The sequence below is a fragment of the Novosphingobium sp. G106 genome, from assembly GCF_019075875.1.
Taxonomy (GTDB): domain Bacteria; phylum Pseudomonadota; class Alphaproteobacteria; order Sphingomonadales; family Sphingomonadaceae; genus Novosphingobium.
In genome coordinates this window covers 386,786-403,855 of sequence record NZ_JAHOOZ010000001.1, presented here as the reverse complement: position 1 = coordinate 403,855, position 17,070 = coordinate 386,786, and the positions used below count along the sequence as shown (strand labels likewise).

General features: G+C 62.9%; 17 protein-coding genes and 1 pseudogene. 5 read left to right on the top strand and 13 right to left on the bottom strand.

The genetic code is table 11. From position 1 onward, the window contains the following. Positions 1-87 precede the first annotated feature (87 nt). Positions 88-2,244 (bottom strand): TonB-dependent receptor, encoded by a 2,157-nt coding sequence (locus KRR38_RS01815; protein ID WP_217398048.1) that lies wholly within the window; start codon positions 2,242-2,244, stop codon positions 88-90. A 795-nt stretch (positions 2,245-3,039) separates the two neighbouring features. Between KRR38_RS01815 and KRR38_RS01810 the strand changes: the two genes are divergently transcribed. Beyond that, positions 3,040-3,267, top strand: a complete 228-nt coding sequence (locus KRR38_RS01810; RefSeq protein ID WP_254514607.1) for a hypothetical protein — start codon at positions 3,040-3,042, stop codon at positions 3,265-3,267. 185 nt (positions 3,268-3,452) lie between these two features. On the opposite strand, the gene KRR38_RS01805 is transcribed toward KRR38_RS01810, so the two are convergent. Continuing rightward, positions 3,453-4,427 carry a DUF2493 domain-containing protein gene (locus KRR38_RS01805; protein ID WP_217398043.1) on the bottom strand — a complete coding sequence of 325 codons (975 nt, stop codon included), beginning with the start codon at positions 4,425-4,427 and terminating at the stop codon, positions 3,453-3,455. 346 nt (positions 4,428-4,773) lie between these two features. Next, positions 4,774-5,079 carry a Dabb family protein gene (locus KRR38_RS01800; RefSeq protein ID WP_217398041.1) on the bottom strand — a complete coding sequence of 102 codons (306 nt, stop codon included), beginning with the start codon at positions 5,077-5,079 and terminating at the stop codon, positions 4,774-4,776. Positions 5,080-5,315: 236 nt separating this feature from the next. Between KRR38_RS01800 and KRR38_RS01795 the strand changes: the two genes are divergently transcribed. Further along, a complete protein-coding gene (locus tag KRR38_RS01795; protein WP_217398039.1) occupies positions 5,316-5,786 on the top strand; it encodes an SRPBCC domain-containing protein in 471 nt (156 codons plus the stop codon). Positions 5,787-5,815: 29 nt separating this feature from the next. On the opposite strand, the gene KRR38_RS01790 is transcribed toward KRR38_RS01795, so the two are convergent. The 3 genes from KRR38_RS01790 to KRR38_RS01780 all read right to left on the bottom strand — a co-directional run bounded on the left by KRR38_RS01790 (position 5,816) and on the right by KRR38_RS01780 (position 7,586). Next, a complete protein-coding gene (locus tag KRR38_RS01790; RefSeq protein ID WP_217398037.1) occupies positions 5,816-6,031 on the bottom strand; it encodes a DUF6117 family protein in 216 nt (71 codons plus the stop codon). A 2-nt stretch (positions 6,032-6,033) separates the two neighbouring features. Further along, positions 6,034-7,035: a DUF2493 domain-containing protein gene (locus KRR38_RS01785; RefSeq protein ID WP_217398035.1), complete on the bottom strand. Its 1,002-nt coding sequence runs from the start codon at positions 7,033-7,035 to the stop codon at positions 6,034-6,036. Positions 7,036-7,121: 86 nt separating this feature from the next. Then, the gene (locus KRR38_RS01780) at positions 7,122-7,586 is read right to left on the bottom strand and encodes a DUF736 domain-containing protein (protein ID WP_217398033.1); all 465 of its coding nucleotides are present in this window, start codon (positions 7,584-7,586) and stop codon (positions 7,122-7,124) included. A 170-nt stretch (positions 7,587-7,756) separates the two neighbouring features. On the opposite strand from KRR38_RS01780, the gene KRR38_RS01775 reads away from it, so the two are divergent. From KRR38_RS01775 to KRR38_RS01765, 3 genes are all read left to right on the top strand, one after another. Further along, positions 7,757-7,939 carry a hypothetical protein gene (locus KRR38_RS01775; RefSeq protein ID WP_217398031.1) on the top strand — a complete coding sequence of 61 codons (183 nt, stop codon included), beginning with the start codon at positions 7,757-7,759 and terminating at the stop codon, positions 7,937-7,939. 203 nt (positions 7,940-8,142) lie between these two features. Further along, on the top strand, positions 8,143-12,117 hold the full coding sequence (locus KRR38_RS01770; protein WP_217398029.1) for a tetratricopeptide repeat protein: 3,975 nt from the start codon (positions 8,143-8,145) through the stop codon (positions 12,115-12,117). Positions 12,118-12,415: 298 nt separating this feature from the next. Beyond that, positions 12,416-12,847, top strand: coding sequence for a hypothetical protein (locus KRR38_RS01765; protein ID WP_217398027.1), 432 nt, complete (start codon positions 12,416-12,418; stop codon positions 12,845-12,847). 230 nt (positions 12,848-13,077) lie between these two features. Here the strand turns inward: KRR38_RS01765 and KRR38_RS01760 are convergent, their stop codons facing one another. The 7 genes and pseudogenes from KRR38_RS01760 to KRR38_RS01735 form a co-directional block, all read right to left on the bottom strand. Then, the gene (locus KRR38_RS01760) at positions 13,078-13,473 is read right to left on the bottom strand and encodes a type II toxin-antitoxin system VapC family toxin (protein ID WP_217398025.1); all 396 of its coding nucleotides are present in this window, start codon (positions 13,471-13,473) and stop codon (positions 13,078-13,080) included. After that, positions 13,473-13,718, bottom strand: coding sequence for a type II toxin-antitoxin system VapB family antitoxin (locus tag KRR38_RS01755; protein WP_217398023.1), 246 nt, complete (start codon positions 13,716-13,718; stop codon positions 13,473-13,475). The genes KRR38_RS01760 and KRR38_RS01755 overlap by 1 nt, the downstream gene beginning before the upstream one ends. Before the next feature lie 47 nt (positions 13,719-13,765). Beyond that, the gene (locus tag KRR38_RS37270; protein WP_309140953.1) at positions 13,766-13,948 is read right to left on the bottom strand and encodes a hypothetical protein; all 183 of its coding nucleotides are present in this window, start codon (positions 13,946-13,948) and stop codon (positions 13,766-13,768) included. Positions 13,949-14,170: 222 nt separating this feature from the next. Further along, positions 14,171-14,695, bottom strand: coding sequence for a hypothetical protein (locus tag KRR38_RS37265; protein ID WP_309140952.1), 525 nt, complete (start codon positions 14,693-14,695; stop codon positions 14,171-14,173). A gap of 254 nt (positions 14,696-14,949) precedes the next feature. Then, entirely contained in the window at positions 14,950-15,240 is a 291-nt protein-coding gene (locus KRR38_RS01745; RefSeq protein WP_217398021.1) for a hypothetical protein, read from the bottom strand. A 60-nt stretch (positions 15,241-15,300) separates the two neighbouring features. Next, a pseudogene (locus tag KRR38_RS01740) lies at positions 15,301-16,505 on the bottom strand (DUF932 domain-containing protein). A gap of 59 nt (positions 16,506-16,564) precedes the next feature. After that, on the bottom strand, positions 16,565-17,053 hold the full coding sequence (locus tag KRR38_RS01735) for a hypothetical protein (protein ID WP_217398020.1): 489 nt from the start codon (positions 17,051-17,053) through the stop codon (positions 16,565-16,567). Positions 17,054-17,070 lie beyond the last annotated feature (17 nt).

Sequence of the window (17,070 nt, the reverse complement as noted above, 5' to 3'; positions counted from 1 at the left end):
TTTCGTCAGGGAGCAAAACCTTTGGCTCGCGCTCTAGCGGGGCCGAACTCCGACTGACTGGAGCGGCACCGCCGGACTGAGCAACCCTTACATCTTGAAAATCAGGTCTACACCGTAGCTCCGTGCGGTTTCGTAGCTCGTGGTGCGGAATATCGTCGCGAACCCGACCGGGAAGGTCATAGTTCTGTCGTTAGTGAGGTTCTTTGCCCAAAGCGCGAGGTCAGCTGTGATCGGTCCGAAAGTGATATCCTTGAGCGAAGCACGCGCGTTGAGTAACCAGCGACGGGGCACTTCGGAATAGGCTCCAAAGGCCGGTATGGACTGGCCGATATTGGGGTTGGGATCGCCGAAACTTTTGGACCGGTAATTGGCGTCGGCGCGAAGGACCAGCCGCGTATTATCGAAAAGCGCCGGAGATTCGTATTGCGCATTGATGTTGGCGGTCCACTCCGGATTGCCACCCAGGACGTAGACTCCACCATTCGGGACGGTAAGAAACGGCGGCGGGTTTTCGAGCTTGTTATGTGTATAGCCTAGCGATCCGCCGACCAAGATTCCATCTGTTGGAGCTCCAGTTACTTCCAGCTCGAAACCATATGCCTTCAGCTTACCAGCATTCACCACGAGCACTGGGACAGTTGGCAAACCGAACGAGGCTCCTCCTTGCGAGGTCTGCAATTCGTTGTAATGGGCATCCCACAACGCCAAATTGATGCGCAGGCGGCGGTCGAGCAAGTCTGCCTTCACACCGGCTTCGAATGATCGCACGGTCTCGGGTTTGAACGCGAAGCCGGCCACCGATCCGCCCGAGACGAAGCCGTTGGCGAACTTGCCATAGAGAAGCAGGTCGTCAATGGGTTTGTAACTTAGTCCGATCGAGAAGTTCGGCTTCGTGTTCTCATAGGTGAACGGCAAGGTCCCAACTAAAGCGTCGATGTGAGAACCACGCCTCTTGTCGTTTGTGAGACGAGCACCGCCGATAATGTCGAACTGCGGTGTGACGTGCAGTTCCGCCTGGACATAGCCCGCCAACGACTTTGTCGTAGTGAAATCGTTCAATTCTCCGCCCGTCGCCAGAACACCATTCGCGCCGACCGTCGTGAACGCATAGTTGGCCGGCATGCCAGGCACGCTGCCGTTCCGGGTTTTCTCGTAATAATATAGGCCGCCGAAGGTAAGCGTGAGAAGATCTGAGTTATAGTTGAACTGAAGTTCGCTGCTCCACTGCTTATTGTCGCCCTGGTTATTCCCGTCAAAGGTGAGAAACTGCCTTCCAACCGACGGCGCGAATGAGGGAATGATCGCGGCCAGCGCCGGAGTAATGACCAAGCCGTCCAAGCCGGCAATCGTGGCAGGAGCATAGGAGAACGCCTTGCGGTAGGCGGTGATATTCTTGACCGAGAAAGTGTCGGTGAGTTGTATAGTCGTGGTCAGGCTGTGGCCGGTAGCTCGAATCACCCCCGGGACCGAATAGGCATTATTGATCGCGTCTGGCCGCTTGCCCGACGGTGCCAAGGTGACAAGTCCGAACGGACCGCCGCCCGGCGGCTGGGTGGCAAGAATGGCGGTCAACAGCCCCCCCACGCCGCGAGGATCGGCCGAATTGATGGCAAGTGTGGCGCGCGCTTCGGGCGTGAAATTGTTTTCGGTGTGATCGAACTTGTAGACCATCTTGAAGGAATCGCTGGGTTCGAACTTTACCGCAGCGAACACGCTGTCGACGTTTTTGCTGCCAAGCCACTTGGGTGAAGTCTGGACACCGATGCCGCTGGTCGTCTTCGTTCGGTCCCAGACCGTTCCTGCGCCAAGATTGCGCACGTCTCCGCGTCTCTCGTCGTGAACATAGGTAACGTAGGCGCTGAACGCCCCGATTTGCGGCAAGTCCACCGAGGTGCGCGAACGGAACAAGGAGCGGTTTCCGGCCGAAAATTCCTGCCTTACGTGAAAATCGCCCGAGGGATCGCGGGTCGAGACACTAACCGCGCCGGCGGTCGAATTCCTGCCAAAAAGCGTGCCTTGGGGCCCGCGCAGGACTTCAATGCGCTCGATGTCGGCGAAATCGAACACCGAGCCACGGATTCCCCCGATGTAGACGCCATCGAGGTAGGTGGAAATCGCCTTGTCTGAACCCGGCGCTGCCGCATTGGCGACATTTCCGCGCAGAGTGAACGAGACTGCCCCCCGTGGAGCCCGCGGGGTTTCTTGCGGAAAGCCCCGGGGCAATGCCCGAAAGGTCAGCAACATTCTGAATGCGGTTGGCCTGCAGCGTCTCCTGCGTAACTGCGGTGACCGCGACCGGAACATCTTGCAAGCGCTGCTCGCGCTTCTGGGCCGTAACGATGATCTCTGCCAGGCCCGTTTGGTCCCCACTTTCGGCATTTGACTGCGCCAGGGCTGTACCATGAAATCCGACGACTATTGCTGCTGCAGATACTGAGCTGGCCAGCAGTCGCATGGCAGGCCTGATATTCACTTGGCGACCTGCGTTCAAAGATTCAGCATTGTGGCTCATGAATTTCTCCCAATTCGTAGTTCTTTATCGGCAAAAGACGAATGTCTTCTGCATTATCATCGACCCATTGAAGCCGGCCATCGTCGGGGTGTCGGGTCCTTCATCGGTCGCGACAGCTTGCACTTGTCCAAAGCTAGAAATCTGCCGTCCCAACAATGTAATACGCTACGGGCATTTTTAGGAATGCCATTCGTTAGCAGAGGACGTGCCAGGCGGTTTTTATGGCCATAATTCCGCAATAAGGCGTTTTTTCTTTGCCTCAGGCGGAGCGGACAGAAGGGGATTGCCCATTGGGAAACGCCACGCAGAGGTCGTGCACTACAAACGCCTCGGCGTGCGTCCTGCCCTCACAGCGCCTTTGTGCGCTGCGCAGCCTCGTGCCGGAAAGCGCGGGGCAATCCGAAGGGGAGCTTTTCCTTGACCGGCGGTACGCCGGTCCCGCAATCGTTCTTGCCTGGCGGCGACCTCTCGGGAATATTCATGGGCGGCGGGCAGACCTCCTATGCATAGGAGTTCCCATGCCCAAAATGACCGACCGCGAACGGCTCACGAAAATCGAAGCCGACCAGCGAAAACTTGCTGACGAAGCCGATGGTGTCCGTCGCGCCCTGCGCGCCAGCTATGGCGCCCTCGCCTCCGAGCTCGCCGTCGAAACGCTGACCGAACGCCAGTTCCGCGAGCTCCTTGCCCACGCGATTCGCGCCGGCGGGATAGCTTCCATCGCCGCGCTCAAGGCCCTCCCCAGCACTGCGTAAAACTCGCCGGAACGGCGTCCCAGCGACGAGCACGGCGAAGCCGCGCGCAGGAGGCCACCGCCATTCGGGCGGTGCATCGGCAGGCGACGGGGCCGGCATCGCCGGCTCCCTGAGCCCGCCGATTCCATCCCGAAGCAAAAAGAAGAGCCGGCGGCGGGACGAACCCACCGCCGGCTTCATCACCTTCACGCCCGCTTGGCCTGCCCAGCCAGGGTCAGGAACCATGCCGGAACACCTCCGGCGCGAACCAGGCGCGCCAAATGCGATTGCAGCCCCGAGCCTTCGCAGACCAAGGCTTCCACCGGCTTCAACCGCATCATGGCTTCGTTGCGCGCAAAGCCTGCCCGTTTGCCGAGACGCAGGTCCGGGGTGAAGGCGATGAGCTTGACGCCCGAGCGCGCTGCCCAGGCCGCGGCAATGGCATCGCATCCCTTGCTCTGTGCCGTCGTCGCCAGGATCATGCTCGGGATCCGCGCTTTCAACGCATCGAGCAGATCCCAGATCTGCGCGTGATCCTCCCAGACCTGGCCGCCCGAGAAGATCACCACGGGCCCTTGCGGAGCATGGGCATCTATCCGGCGTGCACGCCTCGCGGCGAGGAAGTCGGCCGCCGCGATCACCGAGGCCGTGCGCTTGCCCGAGGCAAGCGTGGCGCGCGGGCTTGACCAGGGCCTGCCGGTCTCGATGCGGAACATTTCCGCGGCGTGATCGCGCATACATGCGACCGCATCGCGCGCCTCATCGAGCCCTTGGCAGAGCGTTTGGGCTTCCTCCAGCTCGGTCGCGGCGATCTCGCTGCCATCGTTCTCGCGGACGAGATCGCCGACTTTGCGTGCGGCCCGGTCCGCCTCGCCATCCAGTTGATCCGCCACCTTGTGGAAGCTGTGAACCAGTCCCCAGGCGAGCCTCTCGGAGAGACTTTCCAGGCGCGTGTCGCGCAAAAGATCGAAGAGCGTCGTCACCATCATCTCGATGCCCAGCTGCGCTTGGCAAGCGTCCGGCATGTCCGCCGTGATCGCCTCATCGGTGGCGGCAAGACGCACCTCGTCCGCGGTCTCATGGAAGGCGGCGGCGAACCGCTCAGAGAGTTCGGTCGTCTCCTCGGCGAGGAACGCGGCGACGTCGGAAAAGCGGGCGGCGGAACGGGTAGCATTCGTCATGGGAACCTCCTTCAATTGCAAGAGGTCCCCTCCTCGGCACGGGCTCCGAGCGCCGGGGTCAAGGATCGCGAGCGCAGCCCGTGACCGCGCTAGCGGCGGTGGGGGTCACGATTTTGCGAAGCAAAATGGTGGGGCCCCGCCGTCCTTGAGGCCGGTGCGATCCCGTGCCACACTTGGAGGACTTGAGAGAGAAAGAAGAGCTGCCCTGCGGGGGGGGCTCGATGCCCCGCGCAGGGCACTGCGTCCGGGCGCGAAGGGCGAAGTTTATCCGCTAGGCGGCTTAATCCCTTTGCCGCTCCCTTCAACGGGATGAAGGATTACGGCTGCGTCGAAATCGCTGACCTAATTACACGGCCTCGATGTCGTAGACCGTCACGTTGCTCCAAAGGTGGCTGTGGTCTGCGATGAACTGCTTGTGCAACGGGTGAACCTGATAGATCGCCTCGTCCTCGACACTGTCGAAGGTCAGGATTTCGGACACGCTGTAAGACTTGTCCAGTACCTCTCGATCGCCGCTCTTTGCGGGCACGCCCACCACGAGCGAACGCACGCCCTCGATGGCCGCCAGGCCGCGGACACCGGCGATGAGCTTGTCGCGGTCCTCGATCGAATCTGCGTTTTTCAGCCAGAAGAACACCGTGTGCGTGATCATATCATGCGTTTCCTTAGCCTTTGCGATGGCGAAAGGCCGGGATAGTGCGCCTTCGCAAGGCCGGCAAGCCGGGCGCTCTTGGAACGGAACCAATCTGCGGCTAGTGGCCGTCTCCTCGCGTGCCTGATTTCTCCGACATCCTCACCGCCAGATCGCCGCTGGCAATGCCGGTGTGACGCGAGCACCACTTTTAGTATCGGCAGCGCCGGATGCAGATTCGAAGGGGTAGAAGAGCATTGGATAGGTCGAGCGAAGAGGGCGAGGTCGTCCAGGCGGCGCGCGTGGTTCTCGCGAGTCCGCGCGCCCTGTTCCGCGCGTTCCTCGACCCCGAGACAATGGCCGGGTGGCGTGCCTTTGATGGTGTCGACTTGGCTTTCTCGGCCCTCAATGCGCGCATCGGCGGCGGCTACCGCATCAGGATACGCTCGCTGACCGGCGCCCTTGGCCCTGCCCTTCCCGGTACGCTCGATCTCGCCGTCGAATTCGTCGAGCTCGTCGGCGAAGAGCGGATCGTCGAGGCTATTCGGGTCGTCACGGACGATCCGAACCTCGCCGGTTCGATGACGCTTACGACCACATTCGAGCCTGATCGTGACGGGACCAAGGTCACGTTTCAGGCGCGCGGCGGGCCCGCTTTCGTCGATGCCGACAAGCAGGCCGAGATCCTCGCCGCCAGCCTGCGCAAGCTCGCCCTGCTGACCGAATAGGCCCCGATCCCGGAAGGCGTTTCGCCGACCTAAGCCGGCGGAACATAGGCCTCGTAAGGATTGCCGTCGTGGAGATGGCCGAACGGCGTGAAGAGGTAGTCGCTGCCGTCGCGCCCGACCGCGCAGATGACGTAGCGTGCCTCGCCCGTCACAGCGTCGGCGCACTCCATGAGCGCGAGGTCGCCTTGGCTTGCCGCGCGCAGCAGGGTCTCGAAGTTGCGTCGATAGGGTTCCGGGATCGCCATGGTCACAGTCTCCCCATGCGCCGCCGCGTGGGCGCCGCATCTTCGGTCTGGTCGGACTTCTTGAAGGCATGGATCGGAACGCCCGCCTGCCGCAGGAGCTGGTAGAGGTTCGACTGCAGGCCCGAACCTTCGCAGAGTACGGCCTCGACCGGTTTCAGCTCGACGAGCTTGCGGTTACGGGTGAAGGCGACCTTCGATCCCGTACCGTAGAGGCCGTAGGCGACAAGCGGCACTCGGACCTCGCTGCGCGCAGCCCAAGCCGCCGCGATTGCATCGGCGCCCTTGCGCTGCCCTGTCGTGACCAGGGTCATGCTCGGAATGCGCGCGCGGATCGCTTCGAGCCGCTCCCAGATCAGCCGATGATCGTGCCAGACCGCGGGGCCCGAGAAGACGACGATCGGGCCTTCGGGCATGTGCCGTTCCCGCGCGGCAAGCTGGCGGGCCCTCAGGAAGTCGAGCGCATCGATGTGGCTCGCGCCTGCCCTCGAAGTCTTGCTGCCGCGGGACGGCGACCAGGGCCAACCCGACAGGGCGCGGTACATCTCGGCGGCGTAGTCGCGCATCGCCTCGAGGGCTTCGCGCTGCTCGGCGACCGACTGGCAGAGGAGCTGCTTTTCTTCGAGCTCGCGCACGAAAACCTCGCTCATATCCATCGTACGCGCCATCTCGCGCAGTTCCTGCGCGAGCGTGTCCTCGCGCCGCTCGAGCTTTCCCGCGACGAAGTGGAACGAATTCACAAAGCCCCAGGCGATCTCAGGCGCGAGCGCCTCCAGGCGGGTGTCGGTCAGCAGATCGAAGAGGCAGGCGATGACCCCGCCGCAATCGGCCTGGACAGCGAGCGGCTCGGGCATGTCGAGCTCGGAAGGCTCTTCGCCGGCGCCTGCGATGGTGAGGCCGAGCGGCTCACCGAATATCGCCTGGAACTCGGGCGTGGCGGTCATCTCGGCGTAGAGTTGCTTCAGGTCAGCGAAACGATGAACGCTCTCAGAATGGGTGCGGGTCATGGCCCTGCTCCTCAAAAGTCGGAAAAGAAGAAGGGCCGGAGAAGCGCTGCTCCCCCGGCCCGAATGACGACGGCGATCCGATCGACTCAGAATGGAATCTCGTCGTCGAGCTCGGCCCCGGTTCCAAGCGCCCCGCCCTCACCGGCGGTGCTGTCGCCGAACCCGCCCGCACCTGCGCCCTCGTCCTCGCGGCGGGGAGCCCCGCGGTTCAGCGGCGCGAATGCATCGCGCGGCTGCGGCCGGCGCCAGGCCACGCGGAAGCCTTCCTCGTCGCTGCCGAACAGAGCGATGGGCAGCGGCTCGGACAGGCTCGGATCGTCGATCGTGCCCTGGAGGAAAGCCTCGCCGGTGGTATTCTTGGCGACCGCTTCCCAGAGCGCACCGATCTGCACCCAGCGATTTCCGACGTTGAGCGCGAGGATCTCGAAGACGGGCGCACGCTCGTTCGTGCTTTCAACCTGGCGCAAACCGAGCCGGGGCAGATCGATGGTGCGGGTCGCGATCGAACCCAACAGACGGCCGCCCACATTCTTGAACTCTCCGATATTCATGGGACTTCTCCTTTGACGAATGTCGCTCGGCCACTCCAAGCGACACCCCTCAAAAGCCCCCTCTTCTCTCCAGCGATCGGTCACCGCAGAAGCCAGCGCGGCCCGAAGAAGGCGGCCCTCACGCCGCGCGCGACTTCCCCCAGACGGCCGCAAGGTGTAGGATCGCCGGCATGGACGCAGAGACGGTCAGGGCCATCGCGGACCTCGCGCGCAAGCGCGCCAAGGTCCGTGAACACTACGCCGAGGGCGACGGGATGATGCGCTTGGGCGCCATGCGGGCACTGCGCCAGTTCGCCGCCGATCTCGAAGTCAGCGCCGACGCGGTGACCCCACGCGTCCGTCGCAAGCGCTGATCGGCTTTCCTGACCGCGCCGCCCGGGGTAGCGGGCAGCCGCTATTTCCTGCGCATAAACCAGTGCGAATAGCCGTTCTCGCTGCCACCGCAGATTGCGCCGGTCCCCCGTATCGGCGAGAAGGAACGATAGGAGAACGTGTGACGAAGGACGAACTGGCGCCAGCGGTTGCATGAGTTCGCAGAAGCAGGCGGAATGGACCAGTGAGTTCCTCGACGATTATTGGGATCCCGACCGACGAAAAGGTCTTCGAGCGAAGTTGCGTGCCTGTGTTCGCGGCCCATCTCAACGACCCCAACGTCAAATTGTATGGCACGCGCGGCAAAGAACAGTCCGGGCTCGACCTGATAGGTCGCCGTGATCGGGATCCGAACCAACCCGTCGGCATCCAATGCAAGCTCATCACGCGCGGCGCCAAGCTGACCAAGGCAATAGTGTGCGCGGAGGTCGCACGGGCGCTCACCGTTCAACCGCTGCTTACCGAGTTCTACATTGTCACGACTGCTACCGATGAGCCGGTGCTCGATCTCTTGGCCATCGAACTGAGTCAGGAACAGGCAGTTGCGGGGCGCAAGATCGATATCCAGGTCTGGGGTTGGGACACGCTCCAGGACAAGATACGCGCCGATGCCAAGGCACTTGCCGCCTTCGATCCCGACTACAGCGCGTCGACCGACAAACTCGTCAGATTGGGCATTGAGACCTTGGAGGGGCAGTCGCGCATCGAGGCCCAGGGCGAGAGCGTTCTGCAGGAACTGAAGGTTCTCGCTGCGAGCATCAGCGTGACGCCGCTCGATACCGCGCGCAGCGCGTTCGACCAGCACCTCGATCTCCAGGTCGACCAATATCGCGACTTGATGAATGCCGGAAAACCGCGGACCGCGCTCGAGCTCCTCGAAAAGCTCGACGCCACATTGAACGAAACGAGCGCTCCCGCGATCCGAGCACGCGTAAAGTCGAACATCGCCTTTTCCCGCCTCAAGCTTGGTGATGAGACAGATGCGGCCGATCTCCTGGCTGAAGCCTATGCGCTCAATCCGGGCGATCCCAAGGTCAGGGCGAACAACATTCTGGCCCTACTGCTGACAGGGAAAATCGCCGAGGCCTGGGCATTTGCAAAAGAGGTACTGCACGAAGACCCTTCCAACGCCGGTGCCGCCGCGTTGTCATTCCAGGCGGCCTCCATGTCGTCCGAGCCGCACGATCCGATGGCAATCGTCCCCGAGGCCCTCCTCGACGATCTGGCCGTGCGCATCCATCGGATCAGCTACCTGCGCGAGAAAGGCGCGCCGGGTAGCTGGTGGAGCCTTGCTGGGGAGACCCTTGAGCGGTTTCCGGAAGACGGCAATGCGTTGCGGTCGGCCGGAGATGCCCTCGTTGACGAAGCGCTCAACATGGGAGTTCTTGGAAGGTTCGGGGCGCTAACCGAAGCGCGCAGCACCAAGCTTCAACAGGGCGCCGAGTTGCTGCAGCGTCACTGGGAGGCGGTGCGCCACTTCGAGAACGCGACCGAGTCCAATTGGATCATGATCGCCTACAACCTCATCACGGCCTACCGGGCGCTTGGTGATCTCGACAGCGCAAAGGCAGTCAGTGACCAGATGCTGGCACTGGGAAGCACAGCAGCCGAGACGTTCGCGACGGCCGCCTGGGTGGCCATCGACCGCGATGAGTTCGACGAAGCGGCTCGCCTCCTTCGGCGTGCTCCGCAGGACATATCAAACAACCTGCCGCTGATGGTGGCATTGTCGAATTCCCATGACTGGAAGGGTGCCCTCGAGGCACGAAGGCCAGAAACGCGCGAAGCCCTAGCGCCGGCCGAACGGCAATTATACGACGTTCTCGTCTTCCGCGCTCGCCGGGAGGCCGCCCCAGATTTCGATCTCGATCAGGAAGTCGAGAGTCTCCTCGAAGCGTGGCCGCTGGGTATCGCGGCACATATTGGGGTCGCGGAGGTCTTTCGGGACCACCGACCGAAGGAAGCCGCTGCCACCGCCGCCAAGGCGAAGTCGCTGATCGATGAAGACACGAGCTTCTCGGACCGCGTGATGTTTGCGCAGCTTTCGGTGTTTCGCGATGCCTGGGACGACGTTATCGAGGTGCTCGATGGCCGTGTTGCGCTCAGCCGCCCATCCGACCCGCTCGCGTGGCTGTGCTTTGCTTTCGCGAACGCCAGTACCCGGCCGAGGACCGCACCGTTTTTCAGAGAGCTCGCCCCCGATGTCATCGCCCTCCCGCGCTATGCACGCCTAGCGGGAGCGGCCGAGCACAATCGCGGCGATCTCAAGGCCGCCGAACGCTATCTGCGTGCGGCGATCGCCGCCGATCCGACCGATCTGCGGGCCATGTTGCTGCTCGCCAGCACGCTGATGCGCGGGAACCGCGCCGCAGATGCGGCAGCCCTCCTGAAGGACGTTGACGACGACGCCGTTCAAGGGGCGGCAGGCGATTTGATGCGGCTCGCGCATAACCATCGCCGCGCGGGAGAGGCCGAGCGGGCGCTAAGGCTGGGATACCGGATTGCAACAGCCAATCGTCAGGACGAGGAGGTCATGGCCTCCTATCCCGGCCTCATCTTCTTCGACGAGTTCTTGCCCGCGCCCATCGGAAAAGCCGGACCTGCGCAGAAGGACTTCTGGTTCAGTCTCGAGGGTCTCGATGGTACCCGGGACGTCGCGGGCGTCATCGACGCGGTCCAACGTGACGGTATAGAGACTTTCGCGCCAGATCATCCGCTCGCTGCGGCTTTGCAGGGGAAAGCCGTGGGCGATGACCTGATCATGCCTGCAGAATTCGGCGGCGATCGGCGCTATCGGGTCCGCGAACTCAAGCACAAATACATCTGGCTGCTCCACGACATCATGGCGAGCCATGCCGCGCGTTTTCCCGATGCTACCTCAATGTTCGAGATGAACATGAAGGACGGCGATGTGCAGCCGGTACTCGACGTCGTCCGCGAATTCCAGGACAAGAACGACGTCTTAGCGACGACATATTCCGATCTAGCCGTGCCTTTGGCCTTGGTAGCGGCCATGGCCAACAAGTCCGTTTTGGCCTTGGCCGAGCATCTACAATCGACGGGAACCAACCTGCGGACGTGCGTCGGCGTGGAACACGAGCGCATCGAGGCTGCGCAGTTTGTCCGGGCTGCGCGTGGCAAGGGCATCGTCCTCGACACGCTGACTGTCTGGCAGCTGCGCGAGCTAGGCCATCTGATCGCGGCGAAGGCCTATTTCGGGCGGCTGTGCATAGCGCAATCGAGCTTCGACGACATTCTCGAGCTGCGCGCCAAGATCGAATCCAATCGCGGCCGCGAGTATATGACGATGGGCTTCGACGGAGATCAGCCTTGGCGCAGGATCCACACGCCCGAGGAGACCGAGGCCCAACTCGCGATGGTAAACGGGGTCATCGCCGACCTCGAAGCCAATTGCGAAATCCTCCCGGCCGATGGGATTATCGATTACCGGATCGAGAAGGCGATGGGTGCCGTCGTCGCCCAGCAGCTGTTCGATTCCATTCATGTCGCGCTCGACCAGGACCTTATCATTGTCTCGGAAGATCTGAACCTGCGCCAGTTCGCCGCGCAGAATAAGGTTGTAGGCGGTGCCTGGCTCCAGGTCGTGCTGGGCGTCCTTAGCACCGAAGACGTCCTGACGGAGCGCGAATATCTGGTTGCTGTCGGCAAGCTCGGCGCGATGCTTCATGATCATCTCGCGCTCGATGCTTCGATACTGATCGGCATGTTGGAGCTCGACGATCCACGCGCTTTTGGTCTGTATGAGGCGGCTATTCGGTTCATGGGCGGCGCTAAAGCTGACATGCGATCGCACATCGGCGTGACCCTCCAACTGATGCGCCGAATCTGGCTGACCAAACTCCCCCATTGGCAAAAGGGCCGCGCCTTGGGGCGATTGTTGGAACAGCTGGTGCGCTCCCGCCCCGTCGACTGGAAGGCTGTGCTCCATGTTCTCGATGCCGACCTGAACAAACAATCTACGCGCGGACACATACTCGCCCGCTATGCGTACGATTATCTTGCTGACTGGATCGGGGGGCACTTCTATGATCTCGAAGAGATCCGTTCGTCCGAGAAAGTTCTCAGAGAGCTACGGACTGCACGGCCGCTAAAGTCGGCCAAGAACGGAAAGAGGCAGCGCGCGCAGCGGCAAGGGTGAAAGGGACAAATAGCGCTAGCCACTGTGCACTGCGCCTCGGCGCCATGCGCGCGCTGCGTCAGCTCGCGGTCGATCTCGGTCCAGCGCCGACGCGCGACTCCGTGCAGCCGCAGCAAGCGCTGATCCGGTTCGACAACCTGCGCCGCACCCGGCAGCGGATCGAAGCCCGCCAAGGCCGAAAACCGGCGCAGGCGGAGCGCGGTCGAAGCGTAGCGGAGACGAGAGCCGCGGTGCCCGCGCCAGCGGGCAGCCGCCTTCCGTCCTTCCTGCGCTTTCCGCTTGCCCGCTCGTTCGACTTATGTTCCTATCACGCCTCGACCCCAAGGACCTTCCCGACATGCGCGCCTGGCTTGCCACCTATAACTACAACCTGCCGCTCCTCGATGTCGTCAACGACCCCGATGCGAACGATATCGACGCGCGACTCGCGGCGCTCTCGCTCGGTGAAAGTCTCGACAGCGGCTACTATGATGCGGAGGCCCTGGCCGACGCGGTATCGCACCTGTGGGCCGAAGTTGCCTGCGGTATCGAGGACGATGGCAGCGAAGCGCGGACCGAGCTCACCGAGCTTCTGGGCCGCGCCGGCGCCTACACGCACATTCTCTATGACGAGGTGAAGCAGCTCTCTCCCCGCTCGGCGGCGCTGCATTTGTACGATCATTCGAAGCGGATGATGGACCGCGCGGATATGGCCCGGATCGCCCGCGACGCGATGAGCCGCGTCGGCTGAGACTACTCGGAAGTCCTCGGTTCACATACCGACCTAATCCCGGCGCCGTCGACACCAGGAGCAGGCGCGAAGCATGCCTCGCCGAATGAGCGCAAAGTCGCCTGGCTGACGACTCCGGCATCGTGGGCGCCGCTCATCGGTTCATGGACCGCGCCTGCTATCTCGCTGCGACATCCCTTGGCCTCGGTCATAATCCAGTCTCCACCACCGGACCTGACGCCAAGTCTGTTCTACGCCGTTTCAATATCCGTCTGCGGAAAGTCATCGCCCTTGTAGAGCAAGGGCAGGCCAGCATGGCGAGCACAAGCGTAGGCGAAACAATCGCCGAAATTGAGCGCGGCCGGATGCCGCGATTTGCCATATCGATCGAAGGCCTCGATTGCCAAGGCACGAACGGAGGGATCGACGGCGACCACGCGAATGGCGGCGAGCGCGAGAAACTCTTCCACCGCCTGTTCGGCGTCCTTGATCGACAATCCCAAAATGCGTGCGACCGCGACCGTGGTCTCCCAGGTCGCCAAGGGCGACGTTATGCGAATGCGGCTCTTGTCCATTCGCGCCAGAAGTTCGGGCCCATCCTTCTCGTCGGCGAGGATCGCCGTCAAAGCGGAAGCATCGATGAACATCAGTTGTCGCTGTAAAGACTATCGATGAACGCCTTGTCCGCCGGCTGGCCCGCCCCCTCGCCCGCGCGTTTGCGCAAGGCCCGGACAAATGCCATGCCGCGCTCCACCAGGGGGCTCGCCACACCCTCGCGCTCGAGTTCATGCATCAAGGCACGCCGGACGGCCTCCGTCTTGCTGACCCGGTGCAGTGTGGCGACGCGATCGGCAAGTCGATCGACCTCGTCATCCTTGACGTACAACGCCATAGAATATCCTCCAATAATATGGGATATGCCATACTCATATCCCAAAATCAATCGAAGCCATTCCAACCAGCCTCGAACTGGGCGAGCCAACTGCGCATGGAATCGCGCGCACCGAGTGGGACACGAGCGGCTCCCTCCTGGAACGCCAACAGATTCACCGGCGCCTGCGCCACGAATTCGTCAATCTCCGCCGTCACCAGCAAGCCTTGCTCGCGGATGAAAGCGGTCATGGAGCCCGGCCGGGCCGCAGCGCCCCCCTGCCCTGGACTGATTTTCGCCAGAGACCTTCGACGGTGCGAAGCCTGGAAGCCGCCCTCGCCGCGACCAGCACGATCAGCCGAAGATAGGCGGGCGGCAGCGATCGGACCTCGCCGGGTTTCATGCCAGCGCAGAAGAAGCAGGACGATTTGACCGGGACGGGCAGGCCTTCGGCGTCTATTCGGGCGATGCAGTCAGCGCGCGTCCCAGCCCCACTCGCGCAGAGGATAGCGAAACGCGAAGCGTGGATCGCAATGCCCTTCTTGGTGCGCATAGCGCCGATTGTCCGCAGTCGAGCAATCATAGCCGATCAGCTTCACGACGCGATCCCCGCGTGCCCAGGCCGCTTGGGCGGCTGGCCATAGCTCGGCCCAGGCATCCTGGGGCGCGATTTTCCGCTTTTGCGAGCAGGAATGCCGTCCGAAGTTGATGGAGGGCAGCGTTCCATTGGTCAGGAGGTTCTCGAGCAGCGAATGATAGGGCGGCCAATGCTTGAAGCGCCGCGGCTCATAGCGAACGATGTGATTCTCGACGCCGTGCCGGTCCATCCATTCGCGGAAAATAGGCACGAAAGCGTCGGTCTCGGGCCGCTCGCTTCCCGTGTCGGCCATGAGGACGACATCGGGCGGACTTCCCCGAGCCACCAGTTCGATGATCATGGCGGTCGAATCGACGCCGGCGCCCCAGGCCGCGAGCACCGGCTGGTGACGGATGGTCATGCGACCAGCGCCAAGAGCGTATTCGCATCCTTGGGCGGAACTGCGCTGACGCGGACCGGCTGAAGTGGATCGGCGGTTTGGACAATGTATTGGTCCAGCCCGGTCTGCTCGCGAAGGCGCAAAGCAACCGAATAGGCGTGCGAAAAGGACGCGAGACGCGCTCGCAGGTGGGCGGACAGCATGAAGAAGCTCCGATTTGCGGGAAGCTGCGAGAGCGACAGAGCGAAAGCGAGGAAGGTCCCGCCCGGCCGGGATCAACTAGCCGGACGGGACCAACCGGTCCCCGCCGCCGGCGAAGCCGCGGACGGGGGCGGATCGTCAGGATCCGTGGGTTCGATCAGCTCGACAGTCACGTCCAAGCTCAGATCGGGGATTCGCACGTCGTGGTAGACGCTCTCGGAAGCGCGGTCACGCGCAAGACGTTCGGCGTCGAATTCGTCGATTGCGAACACCTCGAAGGCCTGGATCGCATAGGGCTCGCAACCGCTGCGGAAGGTTACGGAGACGGAATAGGCGCGCGTCTCCTCGCGCTGACGATCGGTCATCGCTTGGCTCCTAAAACAAAGGGAGGAAGGCGGCGAAACCGTGCTCGGCGCCCGGAGGGGTCAGTTCACTTTTTGCAGCAGGCGCCGCGCCTTGCCTTCGAGCTCGAGGCGCGCGTCCTGATTGGTGCGGGTTCGCGCGACGGCGGTGATCCCCTGCACGAAATCGTAGATCGAGGCGGGCGGATGACCTTCCTCCGCAAGGACCGAGACAACGATCCGCTGCGTGTCGGCCTTGGAGAAACCCTGGCCGCGCAGGAAGCTCTCGCGGTCCTCGTCCTTGCGTGCGACGATCTTGGCCTGGGCCGCGCGGACGCCCTCGACGAAGTCCTTGGGCGAAGAGTCGGCGAACTGTGTCAGCGCCGGCGCCGCCTGGCTGGCGAAGCGGCTCGCCGCAAACTTCGAATGGCGGATGGTGATCTCCTCGAAGTTTTCCACGCCCCAGAGGTTGCGGTTCATGCAGACCGCCCTGAGATAGAAAGTGGCGATGCCAAGCGTCTTGGCGCCCACTTCGCTGTTCCAGCAATAGAAGCCCCGAAAATAGAGGTCCGGATCGCCGTTAGGCAGCTTGCCTGCCTCGATTGGATGGGTGTCATCGACGAGGAACAGGAAGACGTCTCGATCGGATGCGTAGAGCGTCGTCGTCTCCTGGCTGACGTCGACGTGAGGGTTGTAGACCATCGAGCCCCAGTCGAGCACGCCCGGGACCTTCCAGCGCGTGTCCCCTGTACCGTTGCCGGCGAAGCGCATGACGGCCTCGACCAGTTCATGATCCCAGATCCGCCCATAGTCCGGCCCGGTCACGGCCCTGAGCTCGGTGCGGCCATCGCTCGTTTCCAGCAGTTTCACGTGCTCGCCGCGGTGCGCGATGAGGCCGTGCTGAAGGTTGATGCCGGCTAGCGCCGCAGGGAGTTCGCGCAGGTAGCCGGCCGGCGCGCCGACGAGACTGCAAAGCTGGCCAAAGGACCAATGGGTCGGCGCGACCGGGCCATCGCTGCCCGGTGCCAGCAGCGCCAGGCGTTCGGGATTGTCGCTCTGAGCCTCGACGCGGATCGCACGGCTTTCGACGATGCGCGTGGCGGCGACATCGGCGCGTGCTCGCACACGGGCATGGAGGGATCGAGCGACAAGAAACGTTCGTCGTCTGGCCTGCTGAACCACTCCGAAGAAACGCGGCCGACATTGCAGCCGCGGCTGATGTCTACCTTGTAGCCGGCACGGCAATCGCCGGCGACAACCGGCCGTTCGGTGGTCGTGATCGTGTTCATGGAAGCTTCTCCTGAGAAGAGGGGAATGCGGCCGCTCATCGAGCCGACCGCATCCCTTCTCAGCCCCCTTCCCTCCGCTGGTCCGGCACCAACGGGCCGCCGTCAGTGTCGTAGTTGGCAGGATCAGCGCCCGGCACGCCCCATCCGAAGGCCGATCCGATTTCCATGGCCGCGATCTGACCGGGCGTGGGAGCGAACGATGCGTTGAAACTCTCGATCGTCATGTCAGCGGGTAAGGGCCAGTAGCCGCTCTCGCCGCGCTTCAGGATGATAGCCCCGCCAGTCTCGAGATTGCGGGTCGCGCACATCAGCGGAAGACGATCGAGCAGCGCGATCCGCCGCGCCGCTTCGTGCAAGAACCGCGGGCGAAGCGCGTGGAGCCAGGACGGCCCGAAATGGTTGCGCAGCTCGCGCAGTGAGGCGCCGAATGCCTCGTTGTCATCCGTTCCGTTCATCCAGCGCAGCGTCAGCGCGCTCTTCCAGTTGCGGCCGTAGCGCGTGCGAAAGGCGATGAGCGCGCGCCACATATCCATCGTGGGTTCGTCCATGACGAGGTCCTCTTGTC